This window comes from Bacillus sp. B-jedd (genome assembly GCF_000821085.1).
GTDB lineage: Bacteria > Bacillota > Bacilli > Bacillales > Cytobacillaceae > Bacillus_D.
In genome coordinates this window covers 2,062,156-2,082,400 of record NZ_CCXR01000001.1, presented here as the reverse complement: position 1 = coordinate 2,082,400, position 20,245 = coordinate 2,062,156, and the positions used below count along the sequence as shown (strand labels likewise).

Here is a 20,245-nt window from a genome sequence, read left to right as displayed (position 1 = left end):
ACAGTATTAATTTATAGTTGGCTAAGGTAACGAAAAGACTCCCCTGTTAATGGGGAGCTCTTCAGTGACTGATCTATTCTGTTTTCGGCTTCATCTTCACGCCGGATGGTTTTTTTGCAAAAGCCTTGGCGGCTGAATAACCGACAAATCGTTTTTTCTCTTCGTCCCATAAACGGAACTTCAGAGACTCAAAGCTGGTCGATAACGTAACAGTCGGAACATGCTGAAGCGGCATAGTATTATTGTGCGCTTCTTCAAGCTTATAGTTCGGCACCCTAGGAGCAAGGTGATGGACGTGGTGGAATCCGATGTTCCCTGTCACCCACTGGAGGATTTTAGGCAGCTTGTAATAAGAGCTTCCTTCAACAGCAGCGAGAACATATTCCCATTCTTTATCGTGTTCGAAATAGGAATCCTCAAACGTGTGCTGGATATAGAACAGCCAAATTCCAAGCATTCCTGCGACGAACATGATCGGAAGCTGGACCATCAGAAACGCCTTCCAGCCAATCGCCCAAATGAGCAATGCTGAGATTCCAACAATCAAGGCATTGGTCAGCCAAGTGTTCATTTTCTCAGGCATCCGGGCGTCACGGCGGTTGAACCTGTTTTTGATAATGACAAGCCAGATTGGACCAAGGACGAACATGACAAGAGGGTTCCGGTATAGCCTGTACCCCAATTTAAGCATCGGAGAAGCAGCCGCATACTCTTCAACGGTCATAACCCAGATATCCCCTGTCCCGCGCTTATCAAGATTTCCGCTTGTTGCATGGTGGATATTATGGTCGCGGCCCCATTGGCTATATGGGAAAAACGTGATTAAGCCTGTAATCGTGCCGACAATTTTATTAGCTTTCCTGTTCTTGAAAAAAGAATGGTGGCAGCAGTCGTGGAAAATGATGAACGTCCTGACCATGAAGCCTGATGCAAGAATTCCAAGTGCCAAAGTCAGCAAGTAGCTCACTGGCAACGCTTTGTACGCTAGAAACCATAGCCCGAAAAACGGGATGATTGTATTAATAATTTGAATAACACTCTTTTTCGTTTCGGATTTTTCATAAGGAGCAACTTGCTTTTTCAATGCTTTTTGCTGGTTTTGTACAGTCATTCTGTAAAAAGCCCCTTCCTTTTGCAATCTTTATACTATGATTATAAAGAAAACAAAGTAGGCTGTGCAGTAGCAGCTGTCATATGACAAGCATGACAAATGTCATATTTGGCGAAAAAATTAGGACCTGGTCTTGGATTCAGGTCATTTTTTTGCTGAATGGGTGTGGGATTCCTCCGGTTTTAGTGACAAATAAGGAAACATCGGAAAATTTAAGGATATCTTGAAAAATTTAAGGATATATCTAAAAACTTAAGGATATATCGAAAAATTTAAGGATATAGGTGAGAAAGTCGGTGAAATTTTGAATAACGGAACCCCACCAACCAAATTTACAGCAGTTCATCAATGGCTGAGAGTGTTTTGCCGATCGAATCATGGATGGCAATCGTGTCGGGGCCGTGGTCATATGCAGTTTCGTCGCGATTGACAATAATTAGCGGCACTCCGTCTCCTCGATATTGAGGAAAGGAAGCGAACGGCACTACCTTTAGGCTTGTTCCTAATACCAGCACACAATCTGCTGTCTCGATCCAGTCAAGAATTTCAGCAAAACCTTCAGGGGTGAACCACTCGCCTGCATCGCCGAACAGGACGACATCCGGCTTGATATACCGGTCTCTTTCCCGCTTTGTTTCACATCGGCTGCATATGTAAAAATCGTTCATTTCCTTCAATCGCCTGGCCATTTCAGCAGCGGTATATGACACGCCGCAATGAAGGCAGCTCGCAGTCTCCATCGTCCCATGGAACTCGATTACATCCTGGTTGCCAGCCTTTTGGTGAAGTCCGTCAATATTTTGGGTAATCACCTTGCTTACTCTGCCCTCTGTCTCCCATTTTGCCAAAATTTCATGTCCTTTATTTGGCTTCGCGCCAGGATGATACAGATGGTCAAAGGCAAACTGATAAAACTCCTGTGGCTTCTCAAGGAAATAGCCGATCGACAAGACATATTCCGGTGCCTCCTGGTAAATGCCTGTACGCGAACGGAAGTCCTTTATGCCGGATTCGGTGCTGATACCCGCACCCGTCAATACGACGATGTTTCGGGATTTCCTAATGATATCTGCGCAATCTTGAATTAACATTCATTATCCTCCCTTAACTTTCTATCTATGTTGTGAACCCTCTTTAAATATAGGATAAGGCATCCATCTAGTATTCCCAAATAACTTGCTGTAAAAGCAGGACAAAATGCGCAAGCGCCTTCGTGACAGGCAACAACCGCCTCGTGACAGACAAAAGGCGTCTGTCCCTGCGATGCTAATTCCGGGGAGCTTTCCTTTGTGTCCCTGCGATGATTATACACAGGAGCTTTCCTTTGTGGTCAGCCCCGATATAGGAAGACTTGGGTTTGCGACAGCAAAACCTTAGTCGCCCTTAATGCGAGCGAAGCGTAGCGCAGCATAAGACGGAGCCCGGAGGACACTGAAATGCGGGCATTTCCGAGGACGGGCCTGCCCTCCGGAGGGATATGGCTTATGACCTCGAGGGGCTAGGCGCTCCTCGGAAAAGGAAAACACTTTTCCTTCGTGCGATGCTATGCTGCCGCAGCCTTCCTTGTGGAGCTGGATTCAAATAGCTTGTCTGGAGGTATACACACAGTATTATTTTATAATTTCCTAAACGACAAAATAGCAGGCGCAATTTACGCCTGCTTTTGCCAATCTCATAAATATTAGTAGGTCAATCCCGCGCCATATGCATATAGACCCGGAATAGTAACCGGCAGCTTACCTGACGGGTTCACTTCATTGGCAAGTACCCGTGCAAGTGCATGGATGGAAACATCGCGGTCACCGTATGTTGCCAAATAGGCATCCGCTGTCGGGAACGCCATTAAATCATACGGATTGCGGATTGCGGCAACGATAACCTTTTTGCCGGAATCCTTAAGTGCTTTAACCAAATTTGCCTGTCCGGCGTTTGTCGCGCCGTTGTAGGTCGTCACGATGACTTTGTCGGCATTGGCCGCTCTTGAGACAGCAGTTGAAATTTGGGCTGCTGTAGGCGTTGCGCTTGTTGCGAATGAAGAAGTCTGGAAGCCCTTCGCCTTTAAATCATCCGCAAGCATTGCCGGCTTGCCGGTTGAAGGACCTGTGATAAACACATTTTCCGCTTTTTGCAACGGAAGCAGATTTCCTTCATTTTTAACAAGTGTGATGCTCTTGTTGGCAATCTCATCGGCAAGCGCAAGATGCTCAGGAGCGCCTACTACAGAAATGGCAGATGGATCTGTATATTGATCATGGAACAAGCCGCGCTTCATCTTATTCTCTAATATACGGTATACAGATTCATCAAGTCGCTTTTCGCTGACTTCACCGCTTTTTACTGCATCAAGGACAGAATTGTATGCTACAACCACATTGGAAGGGTTTAGAAGGATGTCGGCCCCTGCCTTGAAGGCCTCCAAAGCAATTCTTTCAGCAGGAACAGCACTAGCCCCTGACATATCAAGGCTGTCAGTAATGATCAACCCGTCAAAGCCCATTTCCCCGCGCAAAAGATCAGTTAGAATCGGCTTGGATAAAGTTGCAGGCATTCCCGAATCATCGAGAGCCGGAACAACAATGTGACCTGTCATGATCGAATCTACGCCTGCGTCAATCGCAGCTTTGAAAGGAGCCAGATCTACCTTGTGAAGTGTTTCTAGGTCATGATTGATGATTGGCAGACCATAATGGGAGTCGACAGCTGTATCACCATGTCCAGGGAAGTGTTTTGCTGTAGCGCTGACACCTTCCTGCTGGAATGCCTTCACCTGGGCAACGACCATATCCGACACAAGCTTTGGATCTTCACCAAATGAACGTACCCCGATGACCGGATTAGCCGGATTCATGTTCACATCCGCATCAGGTGCGAAATCCATGTTAACACCAATCGCTTTTAATTCCTTTGCCAATACATCCGCGGATTTCGCCGCGAGCTCAGTGGAGCGAGTCGCACCAAGCGCCATGCTGCCTGGGAAAACTGTACCCGGCGTCGTCAGCCGCTGGACGATTCCGCCTTCCTGGTCGGTCGAGACAAACAAAGGAATCGGCATCCGCTGCTCCATCGCAATTTTTTGAACCTCATTAGATAATGCGTTTACTTGGGTAAGGTTTGCTGGAGTCGTGATATTTTGGCTCCAGTTAAAGTAGATTACTCCGCCAAGTTTATACTTTTCAATGACTTCCTTGAAGTTCTTACCACCGCGGTTATTAGTAAGGTTTGTCGTTTCATATGCCGGGTCTTCAGCACTCTTTCCATAGACATGGACGATGAAGAGTTGTCCAACCTTCTCTTCAATCGTCATATGCTGAATCTTGCTCTGAATCCAGCCCTTTTTTACTTCGCCTTTCTTCCAGCCCGGCTTCACCGGATCCTGCCAGCTGGCCTGGGATGTAAGCGGGAGTCCCATCAAGACTAGCGAGACAACCATGGCAATTAGGAAAAACTTTTTTGTCTTCAAACGTTCTACCTCCTCTTTTTTGGCAAAATAAAACCATGTACATAAACATGGCGGTGGACCAAAAATATATGTAAGCTTTTTTCAAAGTATGTAAGTGCTTACATCCACCTATCTTTAACCGTAACAAAGGTACGGAAAGATTGTCCATGCCACAGAAGACCTATTAATTTTGGGAAATTATTTTAATAGTTACTTTATTCCCGGTACAAAAGGTAGTCTTTTTCCGAGAATTCCCCACGTAAATAAGCAGCCATTATAAAATGGCTGCTTTACTGGTCCTTAATTACTGTTTATAGCTTGGGCCAAAGATGGTTTTACTAAACCATCCTCCTGCCAATTTTTGCAGACATCCACCCAGCCTTCTGCGGATGAATATTCAGCAAGTTCCTCCAATGTCACTTCAATTGCAGAGTTTGGACTACCGCAGGCGGGAAATACCGTCTCGAACCGTTTCATCGAGTCATCGAGATAGACCTGCAAACCATTTTTCAAGCCGAACGGGCAGACGCCGCCAATAGCGTGTCCTGTCTGGTCAAGCACCTCTTCGGGACTGAGCATCCTTGCTTTAAAGCCAAACGTATGGCGGAACTTTTTGTTGTCAATCTTCGCATCACCAGCAGCAACAATTAGAATGGCGGATTCGCCTTCCCCCCTGAATGACAGCGTCTTGGCGATTCTTTCGGGCTTGACCCCGATTGCCTCAGCAGCTAGTTCAACCGTTGCGCTCGATGTATCAAACTCCATAATGTCATGGTCTCTGTTCCACTTCTTTAAATGTTCTTTCACGCTTTCCAACGACATAGAACGCAACCTCCTTTTTTAAGCCATCTTAAAGGAAATTACGTCCGTTTGCAAAATATTCTGCTTTATTCTTTCGCCTTTTTGCCCTTTTGCAGTGCGGCGTTCATTTTTACTTCATTCTCAAGGCCTCGGTCGCTAAAAGCATTATCGCTGCTGAATTCATTGCCAACCGGACCGCCGCTCATCTTATCAGTCCCAACCCGTTTTTCCGTTCTGTCCTTTTTCATTGAAGAACCTCCTTCACAAGTGAATGCCCAGTTAGTGTTCCCGTACTGGAGGTTCCTATCACAATTAAACGCGTAAATTCAGAAAACGCAGAAACCATGCTCAATTAAGGCTTCTTTGCAGTTCATTCATCTTTTCCTCAAGAAGATGCGTATAAGTATCCCGGTCTTCCCGAGCTGAGGATGGAATCAAGATCGGTTCACCGAAAACGAGAGCACTTTTCTTAAAGGAAAACAGCTCTTTCAGCGTATTCGGGCCTGAATAGGCAGCCGGAATAATCGGCACTTGTGAGCGCATTGCGATTGTGATCGCGCCTTGCTTCAGTTCCGCTTGTTCCTTAATCCTTGTCCCGCTTGGAAAAATGCCGACAACTTCCCCTTTTGCCAAAAGCCGCTGGGGAATTTTCAGGACGCTCGGCCCCGGATTGTCCCGGTCGACCGGAAAAGCATTCAATTTCCCAAGTGTCCAGCCGAACAACCGGTTCTGGAACAATTGTTTTTTTGCCATATAATGAATTTCTATTGGCAAAACGGCTGTCCCGAGCGCCAGCACATCGACCCAGCCGGTATGTGTGCATGCGATGACATAGCCGCCTGACTTAGGCAGCACTTCTTTATTGTAAACCTTCGTCTTGCTGAAAACGCGCAGGACTCCCTTTAACGAATACCCTACTGGTTGATACAACTCATAACCCTCCAAAGCTTCTCTATCTATGAAACATTACAATTTACCTTTCAGATGCACATCACTGTTCAGTTTCCAAACGATCCGATTGCCAGCCTTGATTTCGAGAAGATGAAATCCTGTATCGCCGGTCGCAAACTCGTAATCGTTGGAAGCTGGCATATTCATAAAAGATTGAAGTAATTTTGAAATCATCCCGCCATGTGATACGACCGCGAGTCTCGTGGCATCTTTGTAATCTGTTAGGATCCTTGACAAAAACATTTCCGCGCGGAACCGGAATTCAAGCTCCGATTCTCCTGCCTCGATCGGGATATGGGCGGGACGCCCTCCCGGCGGCAAGGGATATTTCACAGCTGCTTCCTCCCTTGGCATGCCTGCGATCACCCCGTTGTTGAATTCCATCAGCAAAGGGTCAATCTCAAGTTCAACCCCGGTTTCTTCCTGCAAAATCTGCGCCGTTCCAAGCGCCCGCTTCAATGGGCTAGCGATAATTTTTTCAGGAATCAATGAATGATTCAAATAATTAGCCAGTTTCATAGCCTGGCTTCTGCCAAGGGCGGTCAGCGGAAAATCGGCCCGGCCCTCATGTACACCGAGCAAATCTGCCTCGGACTCTCCGTGGCGGATCAAAAGCAATTCCATATATCTTCTCCTATCTTAATTTGCCTCTCTAACGGGATGGCCCTTAAAACCAATGACAAGTGTGGCACTGAGCATGACCAGTCCTGCAAGCATAAACCCTGCAGCATAACGATGGATCTCGCTTCTGGCGACGCGATCATCGATTTCCATCCCTAGAAATGAAATGCCAATCCCAGTGCCGTCCACTTTATGGGCCAGTTGGGATAAATCCAATCCTTTTTCCAAAAGTAAAACACTTAAAAGAGCTAACAAAATGACACCAAAGGTCCTTGTAAATCGCACTTCATATCTCCCCTTTTTCTTTTAAGTAAGGAAATGCACCATGAAGTTCATATTAAAATGATTGTGAAACTCCGTCCCCGGCAAAGGCTGCGGCAGTCCAGATGCCTGACCGGTTGAAGGCCTTCGAATAATGGGAAAAGGCCTCTTCTACTTTTACACCAATCCCAAAGAGCGGAACAACACCGTGGTCGGCTGTTTTTTCAAGCAGTTCCGGGTCACGGCAAATCACAGCCTTCCCATTTACCCGCAGGGCTTCATTTCTTCCGGGAATCAGAAAGAGCAGCCCTACATTTGGATTTGAAAGAATATTGCGGACTGAATCAAGCCTCCTGTTCCCTCGCCGTTCGGGAATGAACAAGTGCTGATCATCTAAAACAAGGACAAAGCCGGGAGCGTCCCCTTTCGGCGAGACGTCACAATCGCCGTTCCCATTTGACGTGGCCAAACATATAAATGGAGATTGTGCGATAAACTCCCTTGCCTGACCATCCAGCTGGCCCCTTACTTTATTTGCCGACCGCTCGCTTGGCGACCCGGCTTGCATCTGTAGTTCAATAAGCTGTTCTTCTGTTTGAAGCACATCTTTAAACAATCAGACCCCTCCCTTTCCTTTTTGCAAAATAACCCTCACATTCCATTTTTAGGTGTGTTATCCTCTTACTATCAGAATAGACTAACAGTTAACAAATTTAAATAGTTTTTTAGATAAGGAGGCTTGTAATGATTACTTATCCTATTTTGCCAAAAGGAGCTACGATTGGTGTAACGGCTCCTTCATCAGGGGTACCAAAAGAGCTGCACGGCATCGTGAAACAGGCAGTTGGAAGGCTTGAAGAAAAAGGCTATCAGGTTGTTTGCGGGGAAACCGTTTGGACAGATGATAAAACGAGGTCGGCACCTGCAGATAAACGCGCCGAGGAATTTATGGAAATGATCACGGACGATGACATTGACGCCATTATCCCTCCGTGGGGCGGGGAACTGCTCATTGAAGTGCTCGACAAGCTTGATTTTGCAAAAATGAAAAACAAATGGGTTTTAGGCTATTCCGACACGAGCGCTCTGCTTCTCGCCATTACTTTGAAAACCGGGATTGCGACCGCGCACGGTACGAATCTGGTTGATTTACGCGGGGAAGTTACCGACCCGACGACCGCGATGTGGGAAACAGTCCTTTCGGCTGGGAAGGGAATGGCCATCAAACAGGTTTCATCGGAAAAATACCAGAAGGAATGGCAGCATGACAATCCAACACCGTGCCTCTTCCATCTGACCGAACCAACCGTCTGGAAATCCATCCCAGAGATCGGGGTTGATATTGGCGGCAGGCTTCTCGGCGGCTGCATCGATATTATTCGGCATCTCGTTGGCACTCCTTATGGGGATGTTGCTGGTTTCCGGGCGAAGCATTTTGCGAATGAGCCTGTCATTTGGTACTTTGAGAACTGTGATATGAAAACGACAGATCTGCGCCGCACTCTAGTTCAAATGCAGCTTGCCGGCTGGTTCGCAAACTGTTCCGGCATCCTGTTCGGGCGCAGTCCGGCGAATGACCCGGTTGAAAACTATACGATTGAGGATGTCTACGGGGATTTATTTTCTGAATTAGAAGTGCCTGTTGTGTATGACATCGACTGTGGCCATATGCCGCCGCAAATGACTTTCATTAACGGAGCATTTGCCGAAGTTTCGGTTGAAAACGGAAAAGGAATTGTCAGGCAAATATTAAAATAAGATTTTTGCAAAAGAAAGGGCGGCTTCTGTATTCGAAGCTGCCCAAAATTTTTCGTCTGCGAGTTGATTTCCTACCTGTCAATATCCTTTTTCATGCCAATCGAGAATTTTTCGAAGCCAAGCTTTTCGTAATAAGACTCTAATGTCTCCACACACATAAGCTGTGGAATGACGCGATTTTGCTCGCAATATTCTGTTAACCTGTTCATGATTTCTTTGCCGATCCCCATCGACTGATAGGCCGGCTGAACGCCAACGCCGCAAATCACCCCGGTAATGACGCCGTCGGATATAATCCGGCCCATACCGATGAGCTGGCCACCCTCGAATGCGTACACTACATACCAGCTCTGCCTGCACATTTTCTCCAAATCATCCATACTCAAATTCAGCGAATTCCAACCGAGGGATTCATAGAGTTCTAAAACATGGCTAAAATTTTCGGGATGCTCCGCCGTAAAGACAATCTTTTTTTGCATGGGCGCGCTCCTTTAGAAAAATATTTATTTTTTGCGAAACGAGCTGAATGGCCGGAACCTCATTGCCCAATCCCGCTGTTATCTCGCTCCCGCTGCAACCAGGATGTCCTCGATTTCTTTAAATCCTTTTATTCGCGCATGCTCAAGCGGTGTTACACCGTCACCATCTGGAATATTCACATCGGCACCGTGTTCAATGAGCAGCTTGATCGTCTCCTGCTGCTTCTTGCCGCCATTGTTCAAAATAATCGCTTCAATCAGCGCCGTCCAGCCGAGATTGTTTATATGGTTTACATTAATGTCCGTCTCGGTCAAAAGCAGCTTCACGACATCGACATAGCCGTGTTCAGACGCAGGAATAATCGCAACTCCCCCATAACGGTTCGTGATATGCGGGTCTGCGCCTGCCACAATTGTCAGTTTCAGAATGTCGATATACCCCTCCGCACCAGCATACAGGAAAGGGTTGTTTTTCATATTGTCACGAATATTCACATCCGCGCCCGCTTCAATTAACAGCTTTGCTGCTTCTACATCGTTGTTATAGGTAGCAATCATGACGGCAGTCCTGCCCTCCGAATCCTGGGCGTTAAGATCGGCGCCATCGGAAATCAATCTTTTTATTTCATCCAAATCACCATGCTCAGCCGCCCGTGGCAGCCCTCCATTTAAATCAGTGTTCATTCCAGCATTCTCCTTTGTCGTTTCGGCCGGACGGCCATTTTTCTCTAAACTGCATCCAGGCAGCACAATCATACAAACTGCTATCCATAATAGCCATTTCATCAGCGTGCACCGCCCTTCCTATCAATATGGACGATTATAACGTTTTGCAAAAGAAAAGTCGCCAATCGGTTACTTTTTCAATGATAAGCGGATGACAAAGATGAGCATCAGCGCCGCACCGAGCATTTGGATCCCGTGAAGCATGACGCCAAGCCACAAAACGGAAACAATCATTGCGGTCAAAGGTTCAATGCTTGATAGCACGCTGTTTTCAACTGGCGTAATATACTTCAGGCTGCCGAGGAACAGGACAAACGCCAATGTCCCGAAAACAATTAGTATCGCCATCATTCCGACCATTATCGGGGCTGCGAAAATCCCCCAGTCATCGGATAGCCATACCCTGCTGGCGATGGAGAGGATAATTCCGGCCAACAGCATGCCCCAGCCGACAACATTCAGGACGCCCCATTCGTTCATAAGCCGAATCGGAAACAGCGTATAAAAGGTGAACGTCAGGCCGACGAGCAGCCCCCAGATCAACGCCTCTCTGCTGACTAAAAGATTCGTGAAGGAACCGTTTGTCAAAAGGAGGAACAGGCCCGTCAACGTGCCAAGTATCCCAACGATTTGATAGGCAGGCGGAAATTTCCTCGCTTTCACTGAAACGAATATAATAATGAATATTGGTGCCGAGAATTGCATCAATGTTGCCATCACGGCATTACTCGCATGAATGGCGGCGACAAATGTGTATTGGACGCCGAGCATCCCGAAAATACTGTAGATGACCAATTGTTTTGCCCAATAGCGATTTTTCCATATCGAAAAGATAGGCTTCCTCGTGACAACTAGTGCTGCCAATAAACATACCCCGGCAACAATCATCCGGATTGTCAACATAAACGGGACACCCATTCCCGTTTCCTTTAGCATCCATTCCATAATCGGACCAGTAGTTCCCCATAACATCGCCCCCGCCACAATCATGGCAAGCCCTTTTGCACGCATACTCTTACACTCCCTTAAAAAGGCCTACCAACCGTTTATCTCTTAAACGTAACAGGTGCCAATACTCTGAAAATTATTCTAAAATATTTATAACACAGTTTTGCATGATAAAGAATATGCAGGACAAAGATTGCTTTCCCAAATATCAATATTCTTTTTAAAGCAGCATAGTTATTGCTAAATATTCAAGTAATTTACTGGATGAATATTGGGAAAATCGTGATTTCACAATAATTCAATCCTATTTTGCAAAAGAAAGCTGTCTCTTAAGTTACTTTTTCACCTGGCAAGGGTATAAGGTTAAAAGCTTTCAACTAGAATGGCCGGGAGGAATAAATAATGCCGCAATACTTAATTACTTATATGAACAAGAAAGACCGTTCATTTGAAACTGTAAAAATAATGGGCGACCGGATTTCAGATATTTACCAGCACGTTTTCGAGCTTGAGAAAAATAATACCATCGTATCGATCGAAAACACTGCTTTAAGCAAAAAAAAATAAAAAGGCTGCCAAATTAGATGGCGGCCTCTCGGTAAGCATGGTAGGACAATTTTTACGGCAATTCCACGCCCAAAATTTCATATAACTCTGCAAGATGATTGATTTCATAGGTTGGTGCGATTGCCGTCCGATTCGGCTTCAGGGCTGGGTTGAACCAGCAAGTATCAATGCCAGCAAGGTTGCCGCCCTTAATGTCCGAGGTTAACGAATCTCCGATAATCAGCGTTTCCTCCGCGGTAATGCCGGGAATCTTCGAAAACACAAAGTCGAAAAACTCCTTCATCGGCTTCTGGTAGCCGGTATCCTGAGAAACGAATATCCCTTTAAAATACGGTAAAAGTCTCGAATCTGTCAGCCTCCGGTATTGCGTCCGGGACACCCCGTTTGTAACGATATATAGATCAAACCTAGTATGGAGATTGGTAATCAGTTCAAGTGCGCCTTCGAGCATATCGTGGCCTTCGTCCAAATAAGCGCGGTAGCTCGCTTCAAGTTCCGGCCCGTCCCCTTCCCTGCCAAGTTCGCCGAACAGCTCAGCGAAACGGGAATTCACGACTTCATCACGGCTTACGTTCCCCTCTTCAAAGGAAATCCAAAGACGGCTGTTTATCTTTTTGTACAGCGCCTCAATTTCTTCTGTCACCTTTATCCCCTGTTCCTCAAGCAGCAGCTTTAAGGCAAGTTTTTCGGTAGCGCCGAAATCCAGCAAAGTATCATCGACATCAAACAATAACGTTTTGTATTTTTGCAAAAGTAAGGCCTCCATCATTTATCTAATCTAGTTCTATTATCGTAGCAAACAATTAAAAGAAACCGAAGAAAACAGCATGATGCCTATACGAGAAAATGAATTAAAGTTTCTATTGTAAGCACCATACTTATGGTTTAATATGGTAATTAAAAGAACTGAAAGGGGGAGCGCTATGAAAAAGGTTCTTTCCGTCATCATCTCAGCTGGACTAGCCATAGGATTATCATTCGGGGTTGCCGACAAAGCGGACGCAGCTGCCAAAGTCTATAAAAACTGTACTGAATTAAACAAGGTTTATAAGGGTGGCGTGGCCAAGTCTTCTACAACAAAAAATAAAGGTGGAAAGACGAAGTATAAGCCATTTGTTTCCAAAGCCCTTTATGATGCTAATAAAAGCAAAGACCGCGATAAAGACGGTATTGCTTGCGAAAGATAATTTGCTGTTTTTATGATGAGCCCCTAACTATGGGCTCTTTTTGTGTTGTGAAAAATGAAATGACAAAAGCCAGGTAAATTATACCTGGCCTGCTATTTTGCCAATCTAAAAATATGATCATGATTGTGGTTATCTCTTCCCTATTTGACATCCAACGTGATTGTTTCTTCTTTTCCCTCCCACGAAATCGTACATGTGATCTTATCTTTTTCTGACAGCTGCACATGCATAGGTAAATCCATTTCGCCCATTCCTGACTCGTTTAACTCAAGTGTCCCTTCCGCCCGGACACCAGGGCCATCAATGATAAAGGTAAACGGCTCTAACGGTTTTTGGTCGTTCTTGTGGTACCTTACCGTTAAACGAAGATTCCCGTTGCCAAGCTTTTGACGGACGGCCAGTGTGGCTGCCCAATTTTCCGATTCCCCTTTATAGAGCAAGTTTTTATCCCGGGTCAAATATTGATTTAATTCCTCGTAGTTTTCCGCGGCAAAAATGACCTTGCCTTGATAAAAGATGTAGTAGGTTGGCAGTTTCTTGCTCTCAAGTTCAGGGTAGGTGTTTTTTAAATCATTTGCTCCTCCAAACAGATGTAAAGAGGTAGTTCTATACAATCCTATTTTTGACTCAGGCATTGCTTCATCCCCGGGCTCTGAGGAATCAAATATCCCCATTACGGTATATTCATCCAGGTTAGGTGAAAGAACGTCCTGGTAGGAATACTCTTTTTTCACCCTTATTTTTGCCATGTAAATAGCGGAGGTTCCGTCCTGCCATTTCGCCCGGATAATGAGCGTTTTAAATCCCGGTTTCACAAACCCGAAAAATTCCTGGCTGTCGGGGGCATATTCTTCACCTTTTTCTGGATCCCATTCCGTCACCTTCATTTCCGGCTTTTCTGCAGCGAAAAATGAGACAGTCATCATATAATAGGGATGGACTTCAAGCTCTTTCACTTCCTTCCCCGCTTTAACTATTTCACTCTTTGTCAGTCTTCTTTCACTGTCCCCTTTAGAAAGTAAGATAGCTTTTCCTCTTTCCATGGGGGAAATGATTTCCGGAACGGGAAATGTTTTTGCCTCTGTTGGAATGGCCTTCTTTTCTTCCTTCGGTTCAATGAACTGATTTAGAAAGAATACGGAGATAATTAGTATGCCAATTGGCAGTATGTATTTTTTCATTCATTCTCCCTCATTTGTGATGCAAGCAATTTTTTAACGATTTTTAAATTGAATTTTTTTGCAAAAATAGCTCTGAACTCTTATAGCTCTTTGTGGAGGCGAGTTGGCCTACTCAGCATATTTCAGAGTTATCTCTTCTTCCATTCCGTCCCACTTGATGATGCATTTATAAATGTCTTCTTTGGATATTTCCATATCCATTTCCATCCCGACTTGGTATCTGCCATCCTGTTCGATGTTGATGGCCTCCTCATACCAGCCCCAGGAAGGACTTACAAGTTCAAAACTAACGGCAGACAGGCTTTTTTTGTTTTTACCAATGTATTGAATTGTGAGGTCATGACTAGTTACACGCAGATTTTGGTTTACGGTAAAACGGACTTGCCAATTATCGTTGTTCCCTTCATATGTATAGATATTGTCCTGGTTTAAAAAGGCATGCAACTGATCATAATCCTTTGTTTTGTACTTAATCTTACCTTTTTTAAAAACATAGTAGGAAGGCAGCTTCTCGATGTCGAGTTCAGGTAAGTTGTCTTTGAAAGACGCCAGTGTTCCCTGAAGAAGCGCAACAGAGTAAAAATCTTTTACCGGCTTTGGCATTTCAATCTTCAAATCTCCCTCCTCGAAAAAACCGATCACCGTAAAATTATTATTGTCAGTGGATAGAAACTTTTGATAGGAGTAAACGTTTTTCACCCTGACTTTAGCTAAATAGACTGCGGCGTCCTTATTCTCCCATTGCGTCCTTAGGATCAGAAGTTTTACCCCCGGTAATCCGCCGGATTCGTAGGTATTGCTATTATCTAGTTCGGATTCTTGGCCATTATGCCACTCGGATATGGTAATATCGTTTGGATATATTTCAAAAGAAAAATACGATTGCATATAAGGGCCGATTTCCAGTGTTTCTGCCCTTTTGGCTGCTTCTTCAACCTCTTTTTTTGGAAGCTTAGCAGTCATATTAGTCCCTTGGTATAGCTTGGTTGGCTTGACATGCTGGCCCTCTTCAGATATCAGTTCAGGTTCGAAAGGCGGCTTCTCTTTCTTTTCTTCTATGTTGTTAACTTTTTCATTGTCACTTTTTCCCGTTGGCTCGTTGACAAAATTAAGAAAGAAAAAGGAAATAATCAGTATCCCGATTGGCAGTATGTATTTTTTCATTGTTTCCCCCGTAAGATCTTTTGTTCTTTTGTTCTATTGATTGTATTCGAGATAAATGACATTTTCCCCTTTCTTTCATCCAAAATTTTACTGAACAAGGAGTGACGGAATGGCAGCTATCGTTGATACTAGGCTTGGAAATTTTAATTTGCCGTTTACATAGCTGGCTTGAGAGGCGATTTTATAAAAGGGGGCCACTTGGGACAGAGTGTAAGGAAATAAGCGCGGCTTTGTCCCAACATGTGGTAACTTGGGACAGATCGCAAGGAAATGAGCCAGACACTGTCCCAACACAGAGCAGCTTGGGACAGAGCTCAAAGAAATGAGCACGACTTTGTCCCAACATGTGGTAACTTGGGACAGATCGCAAGGAAATGAGCCAGACACTGTCCCAACACAGAGCAGCTTGGGACAGAGCGCAAAGAAATGAGCAAGGCTTTGTCCCAACAGGGATCAACTTGGGACAAATCGCAAAGAAACGAACGCGGCTTTGTCCCAACACGAATCAACTTGGGACAGATTGCAAAGAAATGAGCGCGGCTTTGTCCCAACATGGATCAACTTGGGACAAATCGCAAGGAAATGAGCAAGGCTTTGTCCCAACAGGGATCAACTTCGGACAGATCGCAAGGAAATGAGCCAGACACTGTCCCAACACAGAGCAGCTTGGGACAGAGCGCAAAGAAATGAGCGCGGCTTTGTCCCAACACCTGGCTTCCATATCAAAAAGAAACCTCTATTCCAGCAGCTAGCTTCTTTTCTTCTCACAAAGTCGTACAGAACCACAAAAAAGCACCACCCATAAAGGATGATGCTCCAGAAGATTTTTATTTTGCAAAGCGATGGTTGCCGATTGTGACGGTAGTTTGACGTGAAAAGATCCATTTACTTACGGCAGTTTTCGGGTTGTAGAAGAACAGGCTTCCTTTGCCTTGGCCTTTAAAAGCGAGTGCTTCGTTCACTGCGCGCTTTGATGCAGCGTCCGCCGGCTTGTTAATTTGGCCATTTTGGACCGGAGTAAAAGCATAGTGGCCATTGGAGACCTGATTAACAACGCCTTTTACAGAGTTCGGGAAATCTTTGCTGGCGACACGGTTTAGAATGACGGTCGCAACGGCAACTTTACCCGCGTATGGTTCACCGACTGCTTCAGCGCGGACGAGACGCGCCATTAAGTCCTTTTCAGCTGCGGTAACAGTAGAATTCGGAATCGTTAAATTCCTTCCTGCGTTTAAAGCCGGGCTTTTTGCATTGTTCGCGCTCATGAGTGTTTTTACGGGAACGCCATGCTGGATTGCAATTTTGTAATAAGTTTCACCTGATTTTACTTTGTGTGTTGTGGCAGCTTCTGTCGTGCCTGCCATCGTAAACGCTGACATAGAAAAGATTAAACCAGCTGCAATTACTAGTTTTATAAATCTATTCATTTTAAAACCCCCTAGTAGTTTCAGTTGTTGTCTCTACTACTAGGCTAACAGCTGTAATATTTGCTTTCATGGCCCAAAGTTTGCCAAGTCGTTTATAAGCACGACGAAGCCTGCCAGTAAGCGATTTAGCAAACTAGAAGGCAATTTCTTCCCTCGCTTCCTCTTGTGGCAAAAATCTCCCCTATTTGAAGGAGATGGAGCGAATTTTACGTAATGTTACAGGAATGTTTCAATGTTAATGGTAAAAGTAGGAGTATTAAAAGATTTGTTTTGCGGGAAATCAAAGAAGTTGATCCGGGGAGGAAAGGGTATTTTTGGAGGTTTGGCGAATTACGACTCCAGCATCCTTTCCAATCTGTTGAGTTTCATTTCGGTTTTCCCTTGCTTGCCGGCCAAAAAATCGATGTCCGTTTTAAAGGACTGAAGAATTTCGGTTTGTCCATCTACCGTTTTCTCTACCCTAGTCACTTTCTGGTTCAGGCTTTTCAATTCGCTTCCCACGTTGGACAAACGAACATCCAGGTTTGCTACACTCTTCTCGACGCCCGACAAACACGCATCCATGCTGGAGAATTTTTCAATGAAATCCGAATGGACTTCCTTGATTGCCTGCAAAATTGTATTCAGCGTTACGTTCTCTTCCATATCATTTTTCCTCCTTTCTATTAGGCTAAATCTATTCTACCACTTCCAACCATGGCTAAAGAGAAGAAACTACGTTGAATTAAATTTTGAAAATAGGCTTCTTTCTGAATGACATTGCTCAAGTTGGCAAAAGTAAAACCGAGCAGTTTATTCTGCTCAAACTTTCGTGGGGAGTGTGATCGATCATGGCTAGAAACAAACTGTTGGTTCCCGGTTCAGGCAACGCTTTGGATCAGATGAAAGAGGAAATCGCCAATGAGTTTGGAGTACAACTTGGTGCAGACACAACCGCACGTGCGAATGGTTCTGTCGGGGGCGAGATGACGAAACGCCTCGTTGCCCTCGGCGAACAGGCTATGCGAAACCGTCAAGGACAACAATAGGACGGATTTCACGAAAAAGCTGCTCTGGCGATTTTGCCGGGCAGCTTTTTCGATATTAATGAAGAAAACTGGAATTTGGAGTACTCCGGCAAATTTAGAGGGAAATTCTTCAGACAATTGAACCGGCAGCAATTTACATGGTTGAATTTTGATTTGATTCTTGTAAAAGGTTTTCTCTTTTGCCATGAAGTAAGATCATGACGATTTCATAGTCCTTTTTTCGATGATTGACCACGCCATATAGATAACAAAAGTCGTAGACAGGATAATTATTGTTGTATTAACAAAGAAATATATATCCCATTCCTTCACTATTTTCTCAGATAGGCCGTAATAATTTCGAATGGTGTAATTAGAATTTTGATAATCCAGGAATGTGAATGAAATGAATCCTCCAAGTATCAAACCACCTAGTAAAGATAAGAATTTCTTTTTCATATTAGCCCCCATTTCGCTTATCATCATATTACAATCCGCTCACGAATTTCCAATTTAATGGTTATGGTGTATATATTCTGTAATAGAAGAAAAAAACCTTTATTTTAAAGGAATAGAAATACCAACGGTAAGCCTATTTTTTCATTAAAAAAGGTCCCGGATTTTTCCGGAACCAATGTATGCATACGTATGTAAGGCCCTGCCCATTCTCTAAAGAAGTGCATGCCCTTTTGAATCCTTTGAAAGAAGTAAATCAGGTCGCTTTCCATCGTCTTTTGAATGATCAGCAAAACCTTTAATTATTTTGAGTGCCTAAGCCCACCTAGAGCATTTTTTCGATGACGGCTTTAGCGGTGAGTTCTTTGTTGGCGGCAGATTGGTTGTAAGTGCGTTTAAAGTATTCGAAGTAAAGAAGGTCAAGTAAATAGAGTTGCGAAATTTTTGCGGTGAGGCTGCCTCCTTGGAGGGGGCCTTCGTTAGCTCCACACAATAAGGTGATATCAGAATAATTTGTTAACGGCGATTTGGCAAAACGGGTGATGGCGATGATTTTTGCCCCGGCGTCCCTTGCTACTTTCGCGACCTCAATGGTGTCCTTTGTCGAGCCTGAGTAGGAAATAAGGACGGCAACATCTTTTTCCGACATCAGTGCCGCCGACATGATTTGCAGATGGGAATCGAGGGAGCACTCCGCTTTGTTGGTAATCCGCATGAATTTATTTTTTGCCTCAAGTGCGGTCATTAGTGATGAGCCGACACCGAAAAAATGAATTTTGTCAGCGTCCATCATGCAGTCAACGGCAGTAGAGATATCCTCTTTTGAAATCAGGTTAAATGTTTCTGTCAAAGCACTCACATTGGATGTAAGAATTTTTGAAGAAAGCTCCTCGATTGTATCTTCCATCGTAATTTTCCCGGACAGCTGCGGAGCTTCGTCATCGGGCGAGATGCTGTGCGCCATAAGGATCTTAAATTCCTGGTAGCCTTTTAGGTTCATTGTTTTACAAAAACGGAAGATGCTAGATTCGCCAACATTGCAGGCGTCCGCCAAATCGGTTATCGACATGAAAATGACGTCCTTCGTATGTTCAAGGATGTAATCGGCGACCTTTTTCTCGGTGTTCGTAAATTTTTGATAACGGGAATGTATTAATGAAAAAATATCCTGGCCGTTCATTAGGGGCTCCTCCTAAAGTTCGCTTTATAAATGAAGGGATGCTGCACCAAGCAATCCAGCTTTATTCCCAAGCTCAGCTTTCATTATCTTCAGATCGGAGAAGCTTTCCATAATCAATTCATGGACCTTGGCCGAAACCATGTCGACCAGCACTTCCTGCTCCATGATACCGCCGCCGAGCAAGATTGCCGGAGGATTGAATACATGGACCAGTGAAACAAGGCCGAGAGCGATTTCAAAAACCCAATCGTGAATAGTTTTTTCCAAATTTGCATTTCCTTGGTTAAGCTTCTCAATAATTATTTTCCCATTAATACAATCTTTGTCAATTCTTTTTGCCATATTGACGAGGGCGGTCGTCGATGCGTACGTTTCGTAGCAGCCAAGCCCTCCGCAAGCACATTTGTTGCCGAGTGGATGGGTGATAATATGCCCGAATTCGGCCGCGCTGCCGGTATGGCCTTTATAAAGCTGTGATTCGAGGACGATTGCGCCGCCAATTCCGGTTCCATATGTCAGGCAAAGAAAATCCTTGAACCCCTTCGCCGCTCCGAAATGCAGCTCTCCAAGCGCAGCTGCGTTCACGTCGTTTTCCACCTTGACAGGCACATCGAATTCCTTTTGCAAAATTTCCTTCAGCCTTGTTCCGGTATAGCCGGGAATGTTTTCATTCGCATAGGTGATGACGCCCGCCTCGCTGTCCACCTGTCCTGCCGTGCTGATGCCTATGGCGTCAAATCCGCTGTATGCGGAAAGAATCTCGATTACTTTATCAACGAGCTTTAGTTCGCCGTTCGCCCACTTCGTACTGAATTCCTGGAATTGCTCAATCGTGCCGTCCTGATGGCATAGGCCGACTTTAATCGAAGTGCCGCCTATATCGGCAGTTAAAATTTTCATCACTTAACCTCCGTCGATTTAAAAAGGGAACCGCGGTCCGCAGCTCCCCTAATAAGTTAGTGAACATGTATGACACCCCAG

23 protein-coding genes are annotated in these 20,245 nt (G+C 44.9%); 4 read left to right on the top strand and 19 right to left on the bottom strand.

The features are described from left to right. Window positions 1-73: 73 nt before the first annotated feature. The 9 genes from BN1002_RS10195 to BN1002_RS10160 all read right to left on the bottom strand — a co-directional run bounded on the left by BN1002_RS10195 (window position 74) and on the right by BN1002_RS10160 (window position 7,800). Entirely contained in the window at window positions 74-1,111 is a 1,038-nt protein-coding gene (locus BN1002_RS10195; protein ID WP_048824927.1) for a Delta(5) desaturase DesA, read from the bottom strand. Between the two features lie 332 nt (window positions 1,112-1,443). Continuing rightward, window positions 1,444-2,202 carry an NAD-dependent protein deacylase gene (locus BN1002_RS10190; RefSeq protein ID WP_048824926.1) on the bottom strand — a complete coding sequence of 253 codons (759 nt, stop codon included), beginning with the start codon at window positions 2,200-2,202 and terminating at the stop codon, window positions 1,444-1,446. Between the two features lie 590 nt (window positions 2,203-2,792). Then, window positions 2,793-4,571, bottom strand: coding sequence for a glycoside hydrolase family 3 protein (locus tag BN1002_RS10185; protein WP_231575018.1), 1,779 nt, complete (start codon window positions 4,569-4,571; stop codon window positions 2,793-2,795). A 279-nt stretch (window positions 4,572-4,850) separates the two neighbouring features. After that, the gene (locus BN1002_RS10180) at window positions 4,851-5,372 is read right to left on the bottom strand and encodes a YbaK/EbsC family protein (RefSeq protein ID WP_048824925.1); all 522 of its coding nucleotides are present in this window, start codon (window positions 5,370-5,372) and stop codon (window positions 4,851-4,853) included. A gap of 65 nt (window positions 5,373-5,437) precedes the next feature. Then, window positions 5,438-5,599: a hypothetical protein gene (locus tag BN1002_RS23700; RefSeq protein ID WP_156129709.1), complete on the bottom strand. Its 162-nt coding sequence runs from the start codon at window positions 5,597-5,599 to the stop codon at window positions 5,438-5,440. A 100-nt stretch (window positions 5,600-5,699) separates the two neighbouring features. Beyond that, window positions 5,700-6,281: a lysophospholipid acyltransferase family protein gene (locus BN1002_RS10175; protein WP_048824924.1), complete on the bottom strand. Its 582-nt coding sequence runs from the start codon at window positions 6,279-6,281 to the stop codon at window positions 5,700-5,702. A gap of 36 nt (window positions 6,282-6,317) precedes the next feature. Beyond that, complete coding sequence (locus BN1002_RS10170) at window positions 6,318-6,926, bottom strand: histidine phosphatase family protein (RefSeq protein ID WP_048824923.1); 609 nt, start codon at window positions 6,924-6,926, stop codon at window positions 6,318-6,320. A 15-nt stretch (window positions 6,927-6,941) separates the two neighbouring features. Continuing rightward, complete coding sequence (locus tag BN1002_RS10165) at window positions 6,942-7,208, bottom strand: hypothetical protein (RefSeq protein ID WP_048824922.1); 267 nt, start codon at window positions 7,206-7,208, stop codon at window positions 6,942-6,944. A gap of 52 nt (window positions 7,209-7,260) precedes the next feature. Beyond that, complete coding sequence (locus BN1002_RS10160; RefSeq protein ID WP_052445632.1) at window positions 7,261-7,800, bottom strand: MSMEG_1061 family FMN-dependent PPOX-type flavoprotein; 540 nt, start codon at window positions 7,798-7,800, stop codon at window positions 7,261-7,263. A 128-nt stretch (window positions 7,801-7,928) separates the two neighbouring features. Between BN1002_RS10160 and BN1002_RS10155 the strand changes: the two genes are divergently transcribed. Further along, window positions 7,929-8,942, top strand: a complete 1,014-nt coding sequence (locus BN1002_RS10155; protein WP_048824921.1) for a S66 family peptidase — start codon at window positions 7,929-7,931, stop codon at window positions 8,940-8,942. Window positions 8,943-9,013: 71 nt separating this feature from the next. Here BN1002_RS10155 and BN1002_RS10150 read toward each other — a convergent pair whose 3' ends face one another. From BN1002_RS10150 to BN1002_RS10140, 3 genes are all read right to left on the bottom strand, one after another. Further along, on the bottom strand, window positions 9,014-9,421 hold the full coding sequence (locus BN1002_RS10150) for a GNAT family N-acetyltransferase (RefSeq protein WP_048824920.1): 408 nt from the start codon (window positions 9,419-9,421) through the stop codon (window positions 9,014-9,016). Window positions 9,422-9,499: 78 nt separating this feature from the next. Next, window positions 9,500-10,210 carry an ankyrin repeat domain-containing protein gene (locus BN1002_RS10145; RefSeq protein WP_231575100.1) on the bottom strand — a complete coding sequence of 237 codons (711 nt, stop codon included), beginning with the start codon at window positions 10,208-10,210 and terminating at the stop codon, window positions 9,500-9,502. A 66-nt stretch (window positions 10,211-10,276) separates the two neighbouring features. Continuing rightward, the gene (locus BN1002_RS10140; protein WP_048824919.1) at window positions 10,277-11,158 is read right to left on the bottom strand and encodes a DMT family transporter; all 882 of its coding nucleotides are present in this window, start codon (window positions 11,156-11,158) and stop codon (window positions 10,277-10,279) included. Window positions 11,159-11,497: 339 nt separating this feature from the next. On the opposite strand from BN1002_RS10140, the gene BN1002_RS23695 reads away from it, so the two are divergent. Beyond that, a complete protein-coding gene (locus BN1002_RS23695; protein ID WP_156129708.1) occupies window positions 11,498-11,662 on the top strand; it encodes a hypothetical protein in 165 nt (54 codons plus the stop codon). Window positions 11,663-11,714: 52 nt separating this feature from the next. Here the strand turns inward: BN1002_RS23695 and BN1002_RS10135 are convergent, their stop codons facing one another. Then, a complete protein-coding gene (locus BN1002_RS10135) occupies window positions 11,715-12,413 on the bottom strand; it encodes a YjjG family noncanonical pyrimidine nucleotidase (RefSeq protein WP_048824918.1) in 699 nt (232 codons plus the stop codon). Between the two features lie 172 nt (window positions 12,414-12,585). On the opposite strand from BN1002_RS10135, the gene BN1002_RS10130 reads away from it, so the two are divergent. Next, window positions 12,586-12,849 carry an excalibur calcium-binding domain-containing protein gene (locus BN1002_RS10130; protein WP_048824917.1) on the top strand — a complete coding sequence of 88 codons (264 nt, stop codon included), beginning with the start codon at window positions 12,586-12,588 and terminating at the stop codon, window positions 12,847-12,849. Between the two features lie 140 nt (window positions 12,850-12,989). Here the strand turns inward: BN1002_RS10130 and BN1002_RS10125 are convergent, their stop codons facing one another. The 4 genes from BN1002_RS10125 to BN1002_RS10110 all read right to left on the bottom strand — a co-directional run bounded on the left by BN1002_RS10125 (window position 12,990) and on the right by BN1002_RS10110 (window position 17,266). Continuing rightward, window positions 12,990-14,030, bottom strand: coding sequence for a hypothetical protein (locus BN1002_RS10125; protein ID WP_048824916.1), 1,041 nt, complete (start codon window positions 14,028-14,030; stop codon window positions 12,990-12,992). 108 nt (window positions 14,031-14,138) lie between these two features. After that, window positions 14,139-15,194 carry a hypothetical protein gene (locus BN1002_RS10120; RefSeq protein WP_048824915.1) on the bottom strand — a complete coding sequence of 352 codons (1,056 nt, stop codon included), beginning with the start codon at window positions 15,192-15,194 and terminating at the stop codon, window positions 14,139-14,141. Window positions 15,195-16,021: 827 nt separating this feature from the next. Continuing rightward, the gene (locus BN1002_RS10115) at window positions 16,022-16,621 is read right to left on the bottom strand and encodes a cell wall hydrolase (RefSeq protein WP_082036200.1); all 600 of its coding nucleotides are present in this window, start codon (window positions 16,619-16,621) and stop codon (window positions 16,022-16,024) included. Window positions 16,622-16,951: 330 nt separating this feature from the next. Beyond that, window positions 16,952-17,266, bottom strand: a complete 315-nt coding sequence (locus tag BN1002_RS10110; protein WP_048824914.1) for a hypothetical protein — start codon at window positions 17,264-17,266, stop codon at window positions 16,952-16,954. A 185-nt stretch (window positions 17,267-17,451) separates the two neighbouring features. Between BN1002_RS10110 and BN1002_RS10105 the strand changes: the two genes are divergently transcribed. Next, entirely contained in the window at window positions 17,452-17,649 is a 198-nt protein-coding gene (locus BN1002_RS10105) for an alpha/beta-type small acid-soluble spore protein (RefSeq protein WP_048824913.1), read from the top strand. A gap of 760 nt (window positions 17,650-18,409) precedes the next feature. Here BN1002_RS10105 and BN1002_RS10090 read toward each other — a convergent pair. Beyond that, the gene (locus BN1002_RS10090) at window positions 18,410-19,264 is read right to left on the bottom strand and encodes a MurR/RpiR family transcriptional regulator (protein ID WP_048824910.1); all 855 of its coding nucleotides are present in this window, start codon (window positions 19,262-19,264) and stop codon (window positions 18,410-18,412) included. 24 nt (window positions 19,265-19,288) lie between these two features. Beyond that, entirely contained in the window at window positions 19,289-20,164 is an 876-nt protein-coding gene (locus BN1002_RS10085) for an ROK family protein (RefSeq protein ID WP_048824909.1), read from the bottom strand. Window positions 20,165-20,245: the final 81 nt, after the last annotated feature.